Raw genomic sequence first — 17,686 nt, forward strand, 5'->3', positions numbered from 1 at the left:
CGGGCAATACAAGACTCGGGTCTTAGAACACCGAGGCGTAGTCACCCAACTCGACCTGTACCGATTTGATCCGGGTGAAGTTGTTCAGCGAGCTGATGCCGTTTTCACGGCCGACACCCGACTGCTTGTAGCCGCCGACCGGCATCTTGGCGTCGGACTCGCCCCAGGCGTTGATCCAGCAGATACCGGCTTCCAGTTGATGAATCACGCGGTGGGCGCGGTTCAGGTCGCGGGTCACCACCCCGGCGGCCAGGCCGAAGTCGGTGTCGTTGGCGCGGCGGATCACTTCTTCTTCGGTTTCGTAGCTGAGGATGCTCATCACCGGGCCAAAGATTTCTTCGCGGACGATGGTCATGTCATCGCTGCAATCGGTGAACACGGTCGGCGCGACAAAGGCGCCCTTGGCGAACTCACCGGCGCTCAGGCGTTCGCCGCCGCACAGCAGGCGCGCGCCTTCTTCCTTGCCCTTGGCGATGTAGCCCAGCACGCTTTCCATATGGGCGAAGCTGACCAGCGGGCCGAAGTTGGTGTTCTCGTCTTCCGGGTTACCGACGCGAATCCGCGCCACACGCTCGACGATCTTGGCTTCGAACGCAGCTTTCAGATGGCTCGGCACAAACACGCGGGTGCCGTTGGTGCAGACCTGGCCGGAGCTGTAGAAGTTGGCCATCATCGCGGTGTCGGCGGCGCGATCGAGGTCAGCGTCGTCGAAAATGATCAGCGGCGACTTGCCGCCCAGTTCCATGGTCACGTCCTTGAGCGACGAGCTGGAAGCGCTGGCCATGACTTTCTTGCCGGTGTCGGTGCCGCCGGTGAAGGAGACTTTTTCGATACGCGGGTGCTCGGTCATCCAGGTGCCGACTTCACGGCCGCTGCCGGTCAGTACGTTGAACACGCCGTCCGGTACGCCGGCCGCGGTGTAGATCTCGGCCAGTTTCAGGGTGGTCAGCGAAGTGACTTCACTTGGCTTGAAGATCATTGCGTTGCCGGCGGCCAGGGCCGGGGCGGATTTCCACAGGGCGATCTGGATCGGGTAGTTCCATGCACCGATACCGGCCACCACGCCCAGCGGCTCACGACGGGTGTAGACGAACGAGGTGGTGCGCAGCGGAATCTGCTCGCCCTCGATGGCGGGCACCAGGCCTGCGTAGTACTCCAGCACATCGGCACCGGTGACGATGTCGACATAACGGGTTTCCGAGTAAGCCTTGCCGGTGTCGAGGGTTTCCAGGGCGGCCAGTTCGTCGTTGCGCTCACGGAGGATGTCGACGGCGCGACGCAGGATGCGCGAACGCTCCATGGCGGTCATCGCGGCCCAGATTTTCTGGCCCTTCTCGGCACTGACCACGGCCCGCTCGACGTCTTCCTTGGTCGCGCGTTGCACTTTGGCGAGAACTTCACCGTTAGCCGGGTTGATGGCATCGAAAGTGGCATCGCCGCTGGCGTCGGAGTAACCGCCGTCGATGTAGAGTTTTTGCAGTTCGAAACGGGCCATAGTGTCCTCGCAAGTGCATAAGTGGTTGGCGTTAACCGCCAGGTACGCCAGTAAGGCTCTGGCAACACCGGTCGGCAGTCGTTCAGGGGCCGAGCGTTTCCCGGTGCTCTAGCGCTCCTGCTTAGCCAGTTGGAAATCCATGTATTCGTAAGCGATCCGTTGCGCCTGTGCGGTGTCGAAAGCGTCTCCCGACAACGCGCCGCGCAACCACAAACCGTCGATCAACGCGGCCAGCCCGCGTGCGGCGCTGCGGGCTGCGGGCAGCGGCAGGACGCGGCGGAACTGGCAACACAGGTTCGAATACAGACGGTGATCGTTGATCCGCTGCAACCTGTGCAAAGACGGGTGGTGCATGCTGGTGGCCCAGAAGGCCAACCAGGTTTTCATGGCCGGGCCATTGACCTGGCTGGCATCGAAGTTGCCTTCGATAATCACCCGCAGATGGGCCTGCGGGCTGTCGTCTGTCAGCGCCAGGCGACGCGCGGCGACGTTCTCGATCAGGACATTCATCAGGTAGCGCATCGTGGCGGCGATCAGGCCATTCTTGTCCTGAAAATAGTGGCTGATGATGCCATTCGAAACCCCGGCCAAGCGGGCGATCAGCGCAATGCTGGCATCCGCCATCCCGACCTGGTCGACCGCCGTCAACGTCGCGGCGATCAATTGCTGACGGCGTATGGGTTGCATACCGACCTTGGGCATCGTGCACCTCTCCTCAGACCTGTTGGTAGCCAGGAAGCGGCTACCGGCATGGGGACCAGTCTATTTTGTTTTGATTGAACGTTCAATTAACAAAAAACCGAGGTTACGACAAATCACCGTTATCCGGTGGCTCTTCCCCTGCGGTCAGCGGTAAAACGACATTCCGAAAACAAAGACGCCGCGATGCGCTCGCGGCGTTTTTGCATCGGTCTCAACCGAGGTTCTTGCCCAACAGCGCGTGGTACAACTCGCTGTCGCCGAGAATCCCCACCACCTTGTTGTTGTCGTGCAGCACCAGCTTGTGGCCGGTCTGGTAGCGGATCTGCAAGGCATCGCGCATACCGATGTTCGAATCCACCAGGGTCGGCGTACGCCCCAGGCCTTCCACCGCTTGCCCCTGCACCCAGCTTTGCAGGTTCAGGACGGAACCGTTCTGGCGGGCACCCTTGACGGTGTTGCCTTCGGCCAGGTCGATCCACGAATCGCCGCCCGGGTCGAGGCACACCGAACCGTTGACCCGCTTGCAGTTGTCCAGGGTGCGCATCAGGCTGCGCCCGCACAGCACATTGAGCGGATTGGTGTGGGCGACGAAGGTACGCACATATTCGTCCGCCGGGTTGAGCACGATGTCTTCCGGCTTGCTGTACTGGATGATCCGGCCGTCTTTCATGATGGCGATACGGCTGCCCAGCTTCAGGGCTTCATCCAGGTCGTGGCTGACGAACACGATGGTCTTTTGCAGCTTGCGTTGCAGGTCCAGCAGTTCGTCCTGCAAGCCTTGGCGGATCAGCGGGTCGAGGGCCGAAAAGGGTTCGTCCATCAACAGAATGTCGGCGTCCATCGCCAGGGCGCGGGCCAGGCCCACGCGTTGTTGCATACCGCCGGACAGTTCGTCGGGCTTCTTGTTGCGCCATTGTTCCAGACCGACCAGTTGCAGCTTCTCGTCCACCAGTTGGCGGCGTTCCTTTTCAGGACGACCCTGCATCTCGAGGCCGAAGCTGATGTTCTCGCGCACCGTCAGCCAGGGCATCAAGGCGAACTTCTGGAACACCATGGCGATGCGCTTGGTGCGCATCATCTTCAGTTCCGCGTCGGTGCAGTTGGCGATGTCGATCTGCCGGCCTTCATGCTCGACGAACAAGTGGCCACGGCTGACCGTGTTCAAGCCGTTGATGCAGCGCAGCAGGCTGGACTTGCCGGAGCCGGACAGCCCCATCAGCACGCAGATCTCGCCTTTCTCGATTTCCAGGCTGGCGTTTTCCACACCGACGATCTGGCCGGTCTTTTTCAGGATCTCTTCACGCTTGAGGCCTTTGTCCAGCAACGCGAGGGCCTCTCGCGGGTTCTTGGAGAAGATGACGTCTACCTTGTCGAAGCGAATGATGCTCATGCGTCACCCCTTACCTGTGCGTCGGGTTGTTTGCAGATACGGTCGAGCATGATTGCCAGCAATACGATCGCCAGGCCGGCTTCGAAGCCGAGGGCGATATCAGCGGTGTTCAGTGCGTTGACCACGGGTTTGCCCAAGCCATCGGCACCCACCAGCGCGGCGATCACCACCATCGACAACGACAGCATGATGCACTGGGTGACACCGGCGGCGATGCTCGGCATGGCGTGGGGCAGTTCAATCCGTGAGAGCAGTTGACGGCGCGAGCAGCCGAAGGCCTTGCCGGCGTCCATCAGTTCTTGCGGTACATCCTGGATACCCAGGTAGGTCAGGCGGATGGGCGCGGCAATCGCGAACACCACCGTGGAGATCAGACCGGGGACGACACCCAGACCGAACAGGGTCAGGGTTGGAATGAGGTACACGAAGGTCGGTACGGTCTGCATCAGGTCGAGGACCGGACGCATCAGGGTGTAGAACATCGGCTTGTGCGCGGCAACGATGCCCAGCGGCACGCCGATCACTACGCAGACCAGGGTGGCGAACATCACCTGGGCCAGGGTTTCCATGGTTTCCTGCCAGTATCCCAGGTTGAGGATCAGCAGGAAGGAGGCGATCACGAAGGCGGTCAGCCCCCATTTGCGCTGGATCAGGTGGGCGATCGCCGCGATCAGCGCGATCAATGCCAGCGGATTGAACCAGGCCAGCGCGAAGGTCACGCCGTGGATCATCGCTTCCAGCGTCGAGGCGATGAAATCGAAGTAGTTGGCACCGTGCTTCGTCAACCATTCGACGAACGCCGCGATGTACTGGCCCAGGGGGATTTTATGTTCAGTCAGCATGGTATTGAACGTCCACATGCGGGGAAATAAATGCCAGTCCAGGCGGGCGAACCCGCCCGGACATGGCGGTTATTGCGCGAGCTTGGCTTTCACGGCTTCCAGGCCTGGTTTACCGTCAATGGTGGTCACGCCCGCCAGCCAGGTGGTCAACACCTGTGGGTTCTTCTGCAGCCACGCCTTGGCAGCGGCTTCAGGCTTCATCTTGTCGTCGAGGATGTTGCCCATCAACGAGCTTTCCATGTCGACGGTGAACTCGAGGTTCTTCAGCAGTTGGCCGACGTTGCTGCATTCCTGGGTGTAACCCTTGCGGGTATTGGTCAGGACGGTCGCGGCGCCGAAGTCCGGGCCGAAGTAGTCGTCACCACCGGTCAGGTATTCGATCTTGAAGCGCTTGTTCATCGGGTGTGGCGCCCAGCCGAGGAAGACCACGGCGGTGCCGCGTTTCTGCGCACGGTCGACCTGCGAGAGCATGCCGGCTTCGCTGGATTCGACGACCTTGAAGCCGGCGTCTTTCAGGCCGAAGGCGTTCTTGTCGATCATGCTCTGGATCAGGCGGTTGCCGTCGTTGCCCGGCTCGATACCGTAGATCTTGCCGTCCAGTTCCTTTTTGAACTTGGCGATATCGGCGAAGTCATGCAGGCCCTTGTCGTACAGCGCCTGGGGCACGGCGAGGGTGTACTTGGCGCCTTTCAGGTTGGTACGCACGGTTTCCACGGTGCCGGCATCACGGTAGGCCTTGATGTCGTTTTCCATGGTCGGCATCCAGTTGCCGAGGAACACGTCCATGTTCTTGCCGTCGGCCAGGGACTTGTAGGTCACCGGCACGGAAATCATCGTGGTCTTGGTTTTGTAGCCCAGGGCGTCAAGTACCACGCTGGTGGTGGCGGTGGTGGCGGTGATGTCCGTCCAACCGACATCCGAGAAGTTAACGGTACTGCACTGTGCTGGCTCTGCGGCTTGGGCCAGCATCGGCAGACTCAGCATGGCGGCCAACAACAACGACGGGGAACCTTTCATGGGGTGGACTCCTGGATGTTTATTTTTGGCAGTGGTCCGACTGGACGATCGCGCTTAGTTATTTTGTGTTGCGGTTGTAGGCGCTGAGGACGGCTCTACCCCGGTGCCTTGCAATCGAGTCGAGACTGATCATGTACCAGCCTAAATCTGTCGCCTACAGGGTGCGTCGTATCCAGTACAGGGAGGGTCGCTTCCAGTGTCGGTGAGGTCGTTTACAGCTTTTTTCCGGCCTTTTTTCCCCTCTGCGCCGCAAAAAAACGCCGGAAATTACCTGTGCGCGGACGCTGGCGTTGCTGGGCATGGTTGCGTCGGTGTGAGACGTCGTGTGGGCTTTCAAAAGGCTGATGATGCTTTATCCCGGCGGATTGCGATGCTTGAGCGTAGCAGCTTCGCCACCGGACGCTCAGGCGTCTGGAACAGGCACTCAGAGGACTTCGCAACAATGGCAATCAGCGTGTTTGACCTGTTCAAGATCGGCATCGGCCCTTCCAGCTCCCATACCGTGGGGCCCATGCGCGCCGCGGCGTTGTTCGTCCAGGGGCTGCGTGAGCGGGGGGAGCTTGCGCAGGTGACGCGGGTTGAAGTGCAGCTTTACGGTTCGCTGTCGGCCACCGGCATCGGTCATGGCAGCGACAACGCGGTGATCATGGGCCTGATGGGCGAATGGCCGGATGCGATTGATCCGTCGCAGATCGGCCTGCGCATCGCCACCTTGCGTGAAACCGACACCTTGCTGCTGGATAACCGCCTGGCGATTCCGTTTGTCTGGGCGCGGGACATGCGCCTGATCGACGAGAACCTGGCCTTCCACCCCAATGCCATGACCCTGGTCGCTTTCGGCGAAGAAGGTAAAGAACGGCATCGCGATACCTACTACTCGGTGGGCGGCGGTTTTGTCGTCGACCAGGCCCAGGCGGAAAGCGGCGTGGCGGACATGGACCGCACGGTGCTGCCGTATGATTTTTCCAGCGCGGTGGAATTGCTCGAGTTGTGTCAGCGACATGGCCTGAGCGTTGCCGAGCTGATGCTGGCCAATGAAAAGGTCTGGCGGGGTGAGGACGAGATTCGCAGTGGCCTGATGAAACTCTGGCGGGCCATGCAGGATTGTGTGGAGCAGGGCCTCAAGCACGAAGGCATCCTGCCTGGCGGTTTGAATGTGCGTCGGCGCGCGGCCAAGTTGCACCGCAGCCTGCAGGAACTGAACAAGCCCAATGTGATCGGCTCGACCTTGAGTGCGATGGAGTGGGTGAACCTGTTCGCCCTGGCGGTCAACGAAGAGAACGCGGCGGGCGGGCGCATGGTGACGGCGCCGACCAATGGCGCGGCGGGTATTATCCCGGCGGTACTGCATTACTTCATGAAGTTCAGCGAGGTGGTGACCGACGCCAATGTCGTCGACTATTTCCTCGCGGCGGCGGCGGTGGGCATCCTGTGCAAGAAGAACGCCTCGATCTCGGGAGCCGAGGTCGGTTGCCAGGGTGAAGTGGGTTCGGCTTGCGCCATGGCGGCGGCGGGGTTGGCGCAGGTGCTTGGGGCGACGCCGGAGCAGTTGTGCAACGCGGCGGAAATCGGTCTGGAGCACAATCTGGGGCTGACTTGCGATCCTGTCGGCGGGTTGGTGCAGGTGCCGTGCATCGAGCGTAATGCGATTGCCGCGGTGAAAGCGATCAACGCCGCGCAGATGGCTTTGCGCGGCGACGGTCAGCACTTTATTTCGCTGGATCGGGTGATCCGCACCATGCGCGATACCGGGGCCGATATGCATGACAAATATAAAGAGACTTCGCGGGGTGGGTTGGCGGTCAGTGCCGTGGAGTGCTGATCCAGGGGATGTAGTGATTGTGCCGGCCCTTTCGCGGCGGTGCGGCGATCCGACAAGCCCTGCTCCTACAGGGTGGTGGCGTACACAAGTTCTGTGAACGACGAAAAACTGTAGGAGCAGGGCTTGCCCGCGAAGACGTCAGCCCAGGCAACATAGAATAAAACCTGTGCACAAATCGCCCATTCACCCCAAGGCGCGCCACCTTTTGGCGCGTCGCAAACAGGTAACTGGTAGCCCTTCGCAACACCCGCTTTTCACCCCGTTACCGCCGGTCGACCGTGCTTGCGGTGACACTCCTTCCCGGCGCCGCTCAGCGCCCGGAACACAAGTGCTACCGAAGTGCTCAAGCCCCTTGAGCCTGGCGCTTACAGACCTTTCCCACGCCTTATAACCCGCACTCGTGGCAAGGGCTATATAGACACACCGCGACGTCGTTTTCAGGAGTTATTGAATACCCATTCAACTTTCGGCATGGCAATTGCTCTGTCATTGCAAAGCCCCTCTCCGCGAGAGATCGAGGGCCATAACAAGAGCCTCCGCCTGAGGCCATCACCCGCTTTGTGTGAGGAGATTTCGCGATGACGTCGTTCCAGCCCGGGGCTCAACCCCAGAACCGTGCGCCTCAATCCATCGGCTTCCTGCTGCTGGACAATTTCACGCTCATTTCCCTGGCTTCCGCCGTAGAACCCCTACGGATGGCCAACCAATTGTCCGGCCGCGAGCTGTATCGCTGGACGACCCTGAGCGTCGACGGCGGACAGGTCTGGGCCAGCGACGGCCTGCAGATCACCCCTGATGCCTCCATGCACAAAGCGCCCGCCATGGACACCGTGATTGTCTGCGGCGGCATCGGCATTCAACGCACCGTCACCCGTGAACATGTGTCCTGGTTGCAGAGCCAGGCGCGTCAATCGCGCCGCCTCGGTGCCGTGTGCACCGGCAGTTGGGCCCTGGCCTGCGCCGGGTTGCTCGACGGTTTCGATTGCAGCGTGCACTGGGAATGTCTGGCTTCGATGCAGGAAGCCTTCCCACGCGTGGCCATGAGTACCCGCCTGTTCACCCTCGACCGTAACCGCTTCACCAGCTCCGGCGGCACCGCGCCGCTGGACATGATGTTGCACCTGATCAGCCGTGATCATGGTCGTGAGTTGTCGGCGGCGATTTCGGAGATGTTCGTCTACGAGCGTATCCGTAATGAACAGGATCACCAGCGTGTGCCGCTCAAGCACATGCTCGGCACCAACCAGCCGAAGCTGCAGGAAATCGTCGCGCTGATGGAAGCCAACCTGGAAGAGCCGATCGACCTGGACGAACTGGCGGTGTATGTCGCCGTGTCCCGTCGACAGCTGGAGCGGTTGTTCCAGAAGTACCTGCATTGTTCGCCGTCGCGCTACTACCTGAAACTGCGCTTGATCCGGGCGCGGCAGTTGCTCAAGCAGACGCCGATGTCGATTATCGAAGTGGCGTCGGTGTGCGGGTTTGTTTCGACGCCGCACTTCTCCAAGTGCTACCGCGAGTACTTCGGTATTCCGCCGCGTGACGAGCGTGTGGGTTCCAACACTACGCAGCAGGTGGCGATGATGCCGATTCCGCAGGCGTTGGTATTGGCGCCGTTGTCCGGGCCGATGTCGGCGTTGAGCCAGGCGCGTAATGAGTCGACGTTTGCCAGCGTGAGGCTCTAAGCCCGGGTCGCCTTCATTCGCGGGCAAGCCCTGCTCCTACAGTTTCGCGGCGTGCGCAGCATTGGCGCACGACGCAGGATTGTAGGAGCAGGGCTTGCCCGCGAAGAGGCCTTCAAGATCGCTGAAAGTTTTGCAAACGATGCAGAAAAATCAGCTTGCGGCAGAAAGCTTACAGGGCGGGTCTGTCAGGGCCGCGTCTGCTGATACCGCGCCAGCGCCGGCAACAACTGCTTGTCTATCGCCTGGCGCACGGCCGGCAAGATCGTCGCGCTGCTGGTGTACATATCCTTGACCATCTTGCGCAGCTCATAGGCCCTGGCGTCGTCCAGGCCGCGTACCGCACATTCGCAGGCTTGCTCGGCGGTGGCACCGCTCGGCACTTGCAGGCCGAGGGACTTGAGCTGGCCCAACAGGTCTTCCTGGTCAATCAAATCCGCGTACATCATGGCGCTGGTCCTTGTTCCGATGTGATCGTGCTTCGATTCTGGTAGCCCTGCGCAGTGTCGGCAAGAGCCGATTGCCCGAGTGGCTCTGATACCTATGAACAGGTCGTTTTCGGCTAACTCGCGGGCAGGGCAAGCGAGCACACTGGATACCAGTAGACCTGTCGACGGTTTGGTCACCCTCGGCGCGGGTCTCTGCGGACACACTCTCTCACCCCGATCCTGTCACGGCTTGATCGGGGTTTTTTTTGCCTTGGAAGGTCAGTCTGCTTCCGATGAAAGGCAGCCGCTGTTGGCTGGTGAACTGTTAAGCTATACGTGTATAGCAATTCTTATGAGGGAGTACACAACATGCTCGCCATCCGTCTGCCCGTGGAGATCGAGAGCCGTCTGCAAGCTTTGGCGACCGCGACCGGTCGCACCAAGACATTTTATGCCCGAGAAGCGATCCTCGAACACCTTGATCATCTTGAGGATATCTACCTGGCCGAGCAACGCTTGGCGGATGTTCGGTCTGGCCGAAGTCAAACCGTAACGCTGGAAGAGTTGGAGCGGCAGTATGGCGTGGAAGATTGAGTTTGAATCTTCTGCGGCCAAAGAACTGAGCAAACTCGACCCACAGACGGTACAGCGAATTCTGAAATTTCTCAGAGGGCGCGTGGCGGATCTTGAGGATCCTCGCAGTATTGGCGAGGCCTTGAAGGGTTCCAAGTTGGGAGATTTCTGGAAGTACCGTGTCGGCGACTACCGCATCATCTCGGAGATCCAGGACCAAGTGGTTTGTATCCTGGTCGTGAGGATCGGTAATCGACGTGACGTCTACAAACATTGAAACATTTTCTCAAAAATCCCGGCTCGTACTTGCTTGTACATGGCCGTGTAACGTCTCTATAGTCCCTCCAGTCATTGCCAATTCAATGACTGGACGTCGCGGTCCATTCACGGAGCCATCCAATCACCCTCGCATTGAAGGTGGTTTGTTACCCTTGAAATGGAGCCCTTAATGACGAACTTCCTTGCATTTCAATCCAACACCACCGATACCCCCGTCTTATTCTTCAATCCTGATGCACCCCTGCGCGACCTTTGCGCATTCGCCAGTCGCCGACTGCGTGGTGCCCGCGATCTTTCGCAAACCCTGACCTGTGCCACGATCAATAATCTGGATGAGCAGGATTTCCGGCATGTGCTGGAGGTGATGTATACGTTGCTTGATGACGGTTGTGATGTGTTGGGTGTGGTAGAGCAACGGGTGATGATGTTGGCGGATAAGGCGAGCACTCTTCGCGAGTAAACTTTAATGGCGTCAGCCCAGGGAATTTAAATCTGGATACGATTTTGTAGCGGGCAGACTGTACTTACGGGTTGCGTGACATCGCGTTCAAATCAACCGATGTTATTATTGCTCGCTACTTTCATCTCGCACGGCTGTATCAAATGCAATGGAATGACCTGATCATTGGTGGGCGGACGTTCACGATGAAACACCTGCAGCCGTTCGAGCTGGTGTTTGATATCGCACGACAACAAGTGACGGTAAAGTTCGAGTTTGGCTTTCACTGCTTCACTGATGACAAAGGCCATGGTGAGCGGCTCACGTTCCGTGGTGAACGGCGATATTTTTGCGCTGACCGCTACCATTGCAGTGCTCAGGTCGTCGACTATATACACAGACGCTTTATCGACAGCATTGTTCTGCCATTCTTTGTAGTGAACAGTCAGCGTTATTTTTGTCTGGATCTGCACGATTACGCTATTTTTTTCTCGATCAGCAAACCGGCGGGAACGAGCAACTTACTCAAGGTGCGGATAGTCTCTGCGTACGAAATAGCAACTTGGGGGCGTGGAAATCTCCCCAAGAAGGGTAAGCCCCACAATGTGCGATATATTCTGGAGATGCGGAATGCTGGTAGGTCTGTTTAAAACAGAGCATCCATATTGCTGTTAATATAAGTGCCAGGACTGGCGATTCTGTTATATTTTGCAAACAAAAAACCCCGACGCTTTCGCATCGGGGTCTTTGTGAATCACTTTATCGGCCTATCCTTTCGCGTTTCCGCTTATCCCGCTCACTGGCTGGGAGTGATTTACATCACCGAAATCAACACCCCTTGCTTCCAAGGTTCCGGTCCGTGTCGACGGGAAAAATACTAGCGCTTTGATCGACAAATAGCAATCGCCGCCAAATATCCGTTCAACCGAGATAGTGTGTTCGAACGATCAGCCCTCAGCGCTGCAACACCAATATCCGCGACAACAATTCATCCCTATCGATATAGCAGCCTTGGAAATGCCGGGCCCCGGTGGCCGGGTCGAAGGCATTGCGGGCGTGCAGGGTGCGGCGGTTGTCGAAGCACCACAGTTCACCCGGGTTGAGCCGCTGCATGATCCGGAAGCGCGCTTCGCGGGTCATGGCGATAAAGCGTCGATAGGCGTTGTACAGCACCGGCATCTGTTCTACCGAGGCCTCGAACGGGCCCCGCAGGAAGTTGGCCATGCGGATCTCGCTGACCTGCCCGGTACTGTCCAGCGCAATGACCGGCGCCATGCAGCGGTAGTCGCTGTGCCGGTCCTTGTTGCGGAACTCCACCGGGATCTCGCTCAGGGCGCGGAACGCCGCCGGGTCTTCCCGGCGCAGCGCGTCGGCAATGGCAAAGCCATCGACGAAAATGCTCTCGCCACCCTCGGCATCATTCACCAGGCAATGCAGGAATTGCAGGCCCGGTTGCAGCTCGCGGGTTGGCAGGTCGCTGTGCAACGGCAGGTTGAAGGCGGTATAGGCGTTGCTGTCGGCGTCGGCCTTGGATTGCACGTTGAACAGCACGCCAAAGTTGGTCTGGCGGATAAACGAGATCAGCTTGGCCACCTCCGTTAGCGAACCAGGTTCGGTCGGTACGCCGCGGACTTGGGTCAGGCCGGTGTCGCGCAATGCCAATAACCAATGCAGCAGGGTTTTCGGATCGTCCTTGAGCGCGGCGAATTCGAACACCGGCAACTCCAGGCTACTGGTCCACAGCCGGCTTTTCGGCTTGCCGGCCTGGCGTTCGACCCGCGACTTGTCGTCATAGGCGTGCGCCCGCAGCCAGCCCGGGTCGAAGCGGCTGGCATGGCCGTCCTGCCAGTCGATGCACAGGCAGCCAGTGTTGTCGATGCGGATGGTGGCGGGGGCCAGGCCCTCGGGCACATCGACGATTTCCAGCACCTGTTCGCGGGTCACCGTGTACACGCACTGCGGGCACGGGCAGTTGTCCCGTAGCCACACGTGATGGTACGGACTGATACGCCCGTCCGCCCAGTAGACCTCGATACGATCCGGCAGCGGATGCGCGGCGGTCAGGGCACTGATCAGCGGGTAACTGCGGAAATCGGCAAACGCGGCGGCGGTGTTCACGGTGAGCTCCTCTTCGGGGGATTCTTATTTTTTCGCGGGCAATCCAATCACGCGGCCGATGTATTCGGGGGGCGACAGGTCGCTCTGGCCTTCGATGATGGCTTGCAGTTTTTCCAGCACGGCGTCGGTGAAGGGGGCCGAGCGCGGGCCGGCCAGATCGACGTGGAGCAGCATCTGTTCGTTGCCGGCCAGTTCCTTGTCGCCGCCCACCAGGTGCAGGCTGTGGTAGAGGTGCAGGCGCTTGGCGTCGTGGCCGATGATCTGGGTGCGTACTTCGACCTGGGCGCCGAGTTTGACTTCGTGCAGGTAGTTGAGGTGCAGTTCGAGGGTGAACAACGAGCTGCCGGTGGCTTCGCGGTTGTCGCTGTCCATGCCCAGGCGCAGCATCAGGGCGTCGGTGGCGTAGCTGAAGATCAGCAGGTAGAAGGCGTCGCGCAGATGGCCGTTGTAGTCGACCCAGTCGGGGATGACTTCGGTGGTGTAGGTGGTGAGGGTGGGCATGGTGGGTGTCCGAAGAGGTAAACAGATCACGAATGAGGGGGGGCTGTCAGGCCGTCTTCGCGGGCAAGCCCTGCTCCTACAGTCCAGCGTCGAATGATTTTTTGCGTACGACACAAAACTGTAGGAGCAGGGCTTGCCCGCGAAAGGGTCCGCCCAGACACCGAAAAACTTACTCGCTGAAACTCATGCCATGCTTGGCCTTGGTGGTTTTCACCGCTTCCAGCACCGCCAGCAGACAGTCGTCACGATAGCGTTCCAGGGCCGAGATGCTGTGTTTGCCCAACTGATCGCTGGTCCCGTCAACCACATCATCGATCAGCTTGTCGGTCAGTTCCGGTGCTGGCAGGTAAGTCCAAGGCAGTTGCAATGCGGGACCAAACTGGGCCATGAAGTGCCGCATACCCGCATCGCCACCGGCCAGGGTGTAGGTCAGGAAGGTGCCCATGAACGACCAGCGTAGACCCGCGCCAAAGCGGATCGCATCGTCGATTTCGCCGGTGGTGGCGACGCCGTCGTTGACCAGGTGCAGTGCTTCGCGCCACAGCGCTTCCAGCAGGCGATCGGCGATAAAGCCCGGGACTTCCTTGCGCACGTGCAGTGGGCGCATGCCGAGGGATTCATAGACTTTCATCGCGGCTTGCACGGCTTCGGGGGCGGTGTTCTTGCCGCCGACCACTTCCACCAGCGGCAGCAGGTACACCGGGTTGAACGGGTGACCGACCACGCAGCGCTCCGGATGGGTGGCGCCTTCATAGAATTCGCTGGGCAGCAGGCCCGAGGTGCTGGAGCCGATCAAGGCGTTGGGCTTGGCCGCGGCGCTGATCTTGCCGTGCAGTTCGAGTTTCAGCTCAAGACGTTCCGGGGCACTTTCCTGAATGAAGTCGGCGTCTTTCACGCACTCTTCGATAGTGGCGACAAAACGCAGGCGGTCTTGCGAAGCGCCTGGAGCCAGGCCTTGTTTCTCCAAGGCACCCCAGGCATTGGCGACGCGCTTGCGCAGGGCCGCTTCGGCGCCGGGCGCCGGGTCCCAGGCGATCACATCGAGGCCGTGGGCGAGGGCGCGGGAGACCCAGCCGCTGCCGATGACACCGCTGCCCAGGGCGGCGAAGGTTTTGATTTCGGTGATAAAGCTCATGGCAACTTCCTGCGCAATAGGGTTTTGGCAATACGATCACTTGTAGGAGCAGGGCTTGCCCGCGAAGGGGCCCTCGAAGCCGCCAAAAGCTTCGCGGGCAAGCCCTGCTCCTACAGTTTTGCGGTGTTCTTTGGGAGCAGAGGGGTGTCAGGGGATCAACCGCGTTTGGTCAGCCCCATCTTCACCCGCCCTTCGGCCGGGGTCAGGACGCGGGCACCCAGGCGGCTGAGGATTTCCGAGGCGCGTTCGACCAACTGGCCGTTGGTCGCCAGCACGCCCTTGTCCAGCCACAGGTTGTCTTCCAGGCCGACCCGCACGTTGCCGCCCAGCAGCACCGCTTGCGCCGCCATCGGCATTTGCATGCGGCCGATGCCGAAACCGGCCCACACCGCGCCCGCCGGCAGGTTGTCGACCATGGCCTTCATGGTGGTGGTGTCCGCCGGAGCGCCCCACGGAATGCCCAGGCACAGTTGGAACAATGGGTCGTCCAGCAGGCCTTCCTTGATCAGTTGCTTGGCAAACCACAGGTGACCGGTGTCGAAGATTTCCAGCTCGGCTTTCACACCCAGCTCTTGAATACGTTTGGCGCCAGCGCGCAGTTGCGCCGGGGTGGAGACGTAGATGGTGTCGCCGTCGCCGAAATTCAGGGTGCCGCAGTCCAGGGTGCAGATTTCCGGCAGCAGCGCCTCGACGTGGGCCAGACGGGTCAGTGGGCCCACCAGGTCGGTGTTCGGGCCAAACTCCATCGGGTTTTCGCCGGCACCGATTTCCAGGTCGCCACCCATGCCGGCAGTGAGGTTGACGATGATGTCCACGTCCGCCTCGCGGATACGCTCCATCACTTCGCGATACAGGGCCACGTCGCGGCTGAATTTGCCGGTCTCGGGGTTGCGCACGTGGCAATGCACCACGGTGGCGCCGGCCTTGGCCGCTTCCACGGCAGCCGCCGCGATCTGTTTGGGCGTGACCGGAACGTGAGGGCTTCTGCCGGTCGTGTCGCCAGCACCGGTGAGTGCGCAGGTGATGATGACGTCGTGGTTCATGGTGCGGGTTCCTTACAGGCGTGGTGGTTCACACCGCAGCCATCAGGGGCTGCGGGTGCGATTTTCGGTGATTTACTTGCTGGTCAATTGCAGGTTGTCGGCGGCAGGCTTGCCATCGAAGGTGGTCACACCTTCCAGCCAGCGGGCCTTGTCCTGTGGGTGATCCTTGAGCCACTGCTTGGCTGACTCCAGCGCGTCCTTGTGGTCGAGCAGCGGTTGCATCATGCGGCTCTCGTCGGCGGCGCTGAAGGTCAGGTTGCTCAGCAGCTTGTTCACGTTCGGGCATTGTTCGGCGTAGGTCGGCGCGGTGACGGTCCAGACGGTGGCCATGCCTTCGTTCGGACCCAGGGCGTTTTCGCTGCCGGTGAGGTAGGTCATCTGCACGTTGACGTTCATCGGGTGCGGCGCCCAGCCGAAGAACACCACGGCTTCCTTGCGCCGCACGGCGCGATCCACCGCCGAGAGCATGGCCGCTTCACTGGACTCCACCAGTTGGAACTTGCCCAGGCCGAACTGGTTCTTGGCGATCATTTCCTTGATCTGGGTGTTGGCGCCCGAGCCGGGCTCGATGCCGTAGATCTTGCCGCCCAGCTCTTTCTCGAACTTGGCGATGTCGGCGAAGGTCTTCAGGCCCTTGTCGGCCAGGTAAGTGGGCACGGCCAGGGTGGCGCGGGCGTCCTTGAGGCTCGGTTCGGCCAGGACCTTGACCTGCTTGGCGTCGACGAACGGGGTGATGGTCTGGGTCATCAGCGGGTTCCAGTAGCCCAGGAACATGTCCAGGCGTTGGTCGCGGATGCCGGCGAAGATGATTTGCTGGGAGGCGCTGGTCTGCTTGACCTGGTAGCCCAGGCCATCGAGCAGCACCTGGGTCATGGCACTGGTGGCCATGACATCGGTCCAGTTGACCACGCCGAGGCGAACGTTCTGGCAGGAGGCTTGGTCCGCGGCCATGACCCCTGTGCTCAGGAGCGCGGTACCGGTGAGTGCAAGCGCACAGCGGCTGATCAGTCGTTTCATGATGGTTTCCTCGGCAGGACGTTATTGTGGGGCCCGGTGTCTTCGTGCGCCGGTGATGCCACGTTACGCAGCCCGGCCTTGCTGAAAACGCACAGCGGCGACCGACTCTTGCACAGCAGCGACCTGTGCTCTTGTGGCCGTAGTGCAACTGGCGTATCACGTCGGGAACGCTACCCGTCTTGCGAGCGCGTTCCATGTCCCAGGATTTCTATTTCTTGTTAATGCCGGGTTTTTCGGCGATGGGTTTTATCTCGGCGATCGAGCCCCTGCGGGTGGCCAATCGCTTTCGCGGCGAGCTGTATCGTTGGCATGTATTGAGTGCCGATGGTGGGGCGGTGCTGGCGAGCAATGGCATGTCGGTCAACGCCGATGCGGCGCTGGAGCCGTTGAAGAAGGGGGCGACGTTATTGGTGGTGGCGGGTTTCGAGCCGCTGAAGTTCGCCACTTCGACGTTGGCGCACTGGTTGCGGCGCCTGGACCATGAAGGCGTGACGTTGGGCGGTATCGACACCGGCAGCGTGGTGCTGGCCGAAGCCGGTCTGCTGGAAGGGCACCGGGTGACCCTGCACTGGGAGGCGCTGGAGGCCTTCAAGGAATCTTATCCACAGCTGGAAGTGACCCAGGAACTGTTCGAGATCGATCGCCGGAGGATCACCTGTGCCGGGGGGACTGCGTCCATCGACATGATGCTCGACCTGATCGGCCAGGCCCACGGCCCGGAACTGGCGATCCAGGTGTCCGAGCAGTTCGTGCTGGGGCGTATCCGCCCGCGCAAGGACCACCAGCGCATGCAGATCGCAACGCGCTACGGCATCAGCAACAAGAAGCTGGTGCATGTGGTCGGGGAGATGGAACAGCATATGGAGCCGCCGTTGAGCACGCTGGAGCTGGCGGAGTCGATCAAGGTCACGCGGCGCCAGTTGGAGCGTTTGTTTCGGCTGTATCTGAAGGACACGCCGAGCAATTTCTACCTGGGCTTGCGGTTGGAGAAGGCGCGGCAGTTGTTGCGCCAGACGGACATGAGCGTGCTGGAGGTGAGCATCGCCAGTGGGTTCGAGTCGCCATCATATTTCACCCGCAGCTACCGGGCGCGATTTGCCCAGTGCCCGCGGGAGGATCGGCGCGGGATCAAGGTGTAGGTGGTGTTGCGCGCAGCACCGGGCATGAAGGCCGAACACCACCCTTGTAGGAGCAACTGTCTTGACC

General features: G+C 60.5%; 18 protein-coding genes. 6 read left to right on the forward strand and 12 right to left on the reverse strand.

Annotated elements, in window-relative coordinates:
• Nucleotides 1-22: 22 nt before the first annotated feature.
• The 5 genes from betB to HX830_RS13630 all read right to left on the reverse strand — a co-directional run bounded on the left by betB (nucleotide 23) and on the right by HX830_RS13630 (nucleotide 5,446).
• A complete protein-coding gene (gene betB, locus HX830_RS13610) occupies nucleotides 23-1,495 on the reverse strand; it encodes a betaine-aldehyde dehydrogenase (protein ID WP_152741123.1) in 1,473 nt (490 codons plus the stop codon).
• A 108-nt stretch (nucleotides 1,496-1,603) separates the two neighbouring features.
• Nucleotides 1,604-2,197: a transcriptional regulator BetI gene (betI, locus tag HX830_RS13615; protein WP_152741122.1), complete on the reverse strand. Its 594-nt coding sequence runs from the start codon at nucleotides 2,195-2,197 to the stop codon at nucleotides 1,604-1,606.
• Nucleotides 2,198-2,408: 211 nt separating this feature from the next.
• Nucleotides 2,409-3,587: a choline ABC transporter ATP-binding protein gene (gene choV, locus HX830_RS13620; protein WP_152741121.1), complete on the reverse strand. Its 1,179-nt coding sequence runs from the start codon at nucleotides 3,585-3,587 to the stop codon at nucleotides 2,409-2,411.
• Nucleotides 3,584-4,429: a choline ABC transporter permease subunit gene (gene choW / locus HX830_RS13625; protein ID WP_103498304.1), complete on the reverse strand. Its 846-nt coding sequence runs from the start codon at nucleotides 4,427-4,429 to the stop codon at nucleotides 3,584-3,586. Before choW ends, choV begins: the two co-directional genes overlap by 4 nt.
• A 69-nt stretch (nucleotides 4,430-4,498) precedes the next feature.
• Nucleotides 4,499-5,446: a choline ABC transporter substrate-binding protein gene (locus HX830_RS13630; protein ID WP_100942538.1), complete on the reverse strand. Its 948-nt coding sequence runs from the start codon at nucleotides 5,444-5,446 to the stop codon at nucleotides 4,499-4,501.
• Between the two features lie 442 nt (nucleotides 5,447-5,888).
• Here HX830_RS13630 and HX830_RS13635 point away from each other — a divergent pair, with 442 nt between their 5' ends.
• Nucleotides 5,889-7,268, forward strand: coding sequence for an L-serine ammonia-lyase (locus HX830_RS13635; protein ID WP_177100734.1), 1,380 nt, complete (start codon nucleotides 5,889-5,891; stop codon nucleotides 7,266-7,268).
• A 578-nt stretch (nucleotides 7,269-7,846) separates the two neighbouring features.
• Nucleotides 7,847-8,950 carry a GlxA family transcriptional regulator gene (locus tag HX830_RS13640; RefSeq protein ID WP_103499851.1) on the forward strand — a complete coding sequence of 368 codons (1,104 nt, stop codon included), beginning with the start codon at nucleotides 7,847-7,849 and terminating at the stop codon, nucleotides 8,948-8,950.
• Between the two features lie 185 nt (nucleotides 8,951-9,135).
• Here the strand turns inward: HX830_RS13640 and HX830_RS13645 are convergent, their stop codons facing one another.
• Entirely contained in the window at nucleotides 9,136-9,396 is a 261-nt protein-coding gene (locus tag HX830_RS13645) for a hypothetical protein (RefSeq protein WP_103499517.1), read from the reverse strand.
• A gap of 348 nt (nucleotides 9,397-9,744) precedes the next feature.
• On the opposite strand from HX830_RS13645, the gene relB reads away from it, so the two are divergent.
• From relB to HX830_RS13660, 3 genes are all read left to right on the forward strand, one after another.
• Nucleotides 9,745-9,969, forward strand: coding sequence for a type II toxin-antitoxin system RelB family antitoxin (gene relB / locus HX830_RS13650; RefSeq protein ID WP_103499516.1), 225 nt, complete (start codon nucleotides 9,745-9,747; stop codon nucleotides 9,967-9,969).
• Complete coding sequence (locus HX830_RS13655; protein ID WP_152741119.1) at nucleotides 9,953-10,225, forward strand: type II toxin-antitoxin system RelE family toxin; 273 nt, start codon at nucleotides 9,953-9,955, stop codon at nucleotides 10,223-10,225. Before relB ends, HX830_RS13655 begins: the two co-directional genes overlap by 17 nt.
• Before the next feature lie 171 nt (nucleotides 10,226-10,396).
• Complete coding sequence (locus tag HX830_RS13660) at nucleotides 10,397-10,687, forward strand: hypothetical protein (protein ID WP_177100736.1); 291 nt, start codon at nucleotides 10,397-10,399, stop codon at nucleotides 10,685-10,687.
• A gap of 92 nt (nucleotides 10,688-10,779) precedes the next feature.
• On the opposite strand, the gene HX830_RS13665 is transcribed toward HX830_RS13660, so the two are convergent.
• From HX830_RS13665 to choX, 6 genes are all read right to left on the reverse strand, one after another.
• Nucleotides 10,780-11,139 carry a hypothetical protein gene (locus HX830_RS13665; protein WP_177100738.1) on the reverse strand — a complete coding sequence of 120 codons (360 nt, stop codon included), beginning with the start codon at nucleotides 11,137-11,139 and terminating at the stop codon, nucleotides 10,780-10,782.
• A gap of 481 nt (nucleotides 11,140-11,620) precedes the next feature.
• On the reverse strand, nucleotides 11,621-12,784 hold the full coding sequence (locus HX830_RS13670) for a gamma-butyrobetaine dioxygenase (protein WP_177100740.1): 1,164 nt from the start codon (nucleotides 12,782-12,784) through the stop codon (nucleotides 11,621-11,623).
• A 24-nt stretch (nucleotides 12,785-12,808) separates the two neighbouring features.
• On the reverse strand, nucleotides 12,809-13,285 hold the full coding sequence (locus tag HX830_RS13675) for a thioesterase family protein (RefSeq protein ID WP_152741117.1): 477 nt from the start codon (nucleotides 13,283-13,285) through the stop codon (nucleotides 12,809-12,811).
• A 169-nt stretch (nucleotides 13,286-13,454) separates the two neighbouring features.
• Nucleotides 13,455-14,420 carry an L-carnitine dehydrogenase gene (locus tag HX830_RS13680; RefSeq protein WP_121135222.1) on the reverse strand — a complete coding sequence of 322 codons (966 nt, stop codon included), beginning with the start codon at nucleotides 14,418-14,420 and terminating at the stop codon, nucleotides 13,455-13,457.
• Between the two features lie 155 nt (nucleotides 14,421-14,575).
• A complete protein-coding gene (locus HX830_RS13685) occupies nucleotides 14,576-15,463 on the reverse strand; it encodes a 3-keto-5-aminohexanoate cleavage protein (RefSeq protein WP_100942531.1) in 888 nt (295 codons plus the stop codon).
• Nucleotides 15,464-15,535: 72 nt separating this feature from the next.
• Nucleotides 15,536-16,480, reverse strand: a complete 945-nt coding sequence (choX, locus tag HX830_RS13690; protein WP_177100742.1) for a choline ABC transporter substrate-binding protein — start codon at nucleotides 16,478-16,480, stop codon at nucleotides 15,536-15,538.
• Between the two features lie 194 nt (nucleotides 16,481-16,674).
• On the opposite strand from choX, the gene HX830_RS13695 reads away from it, so the two are divergent.
• On the forward strand, nucleotides 16,675-17,619 hold the full coding sequence (locus HX830_RS13695) for a GlxA family transcriptional regulator (RefSeq protein ID WP_152741115.1): 945 nt from the start codon (nucleotides 16,675-16,677) through the stop codon (nucleotides 17,617-17,619).
• Nucleotides 17,620-17,686 lie beyond the last annotated feature (67 nt).

Source organism: Pseudomonas gingeri (assembly GCF_013385425.1).
Taxonomy (GTDB): domain Bacteria; phylum Pseudomonadota; class Gammaproteobacteria; order Pseudomonadales; family Pseudomonadaceae; genus Aquipseudomonas; species Aquipseudomonas gingeri_D.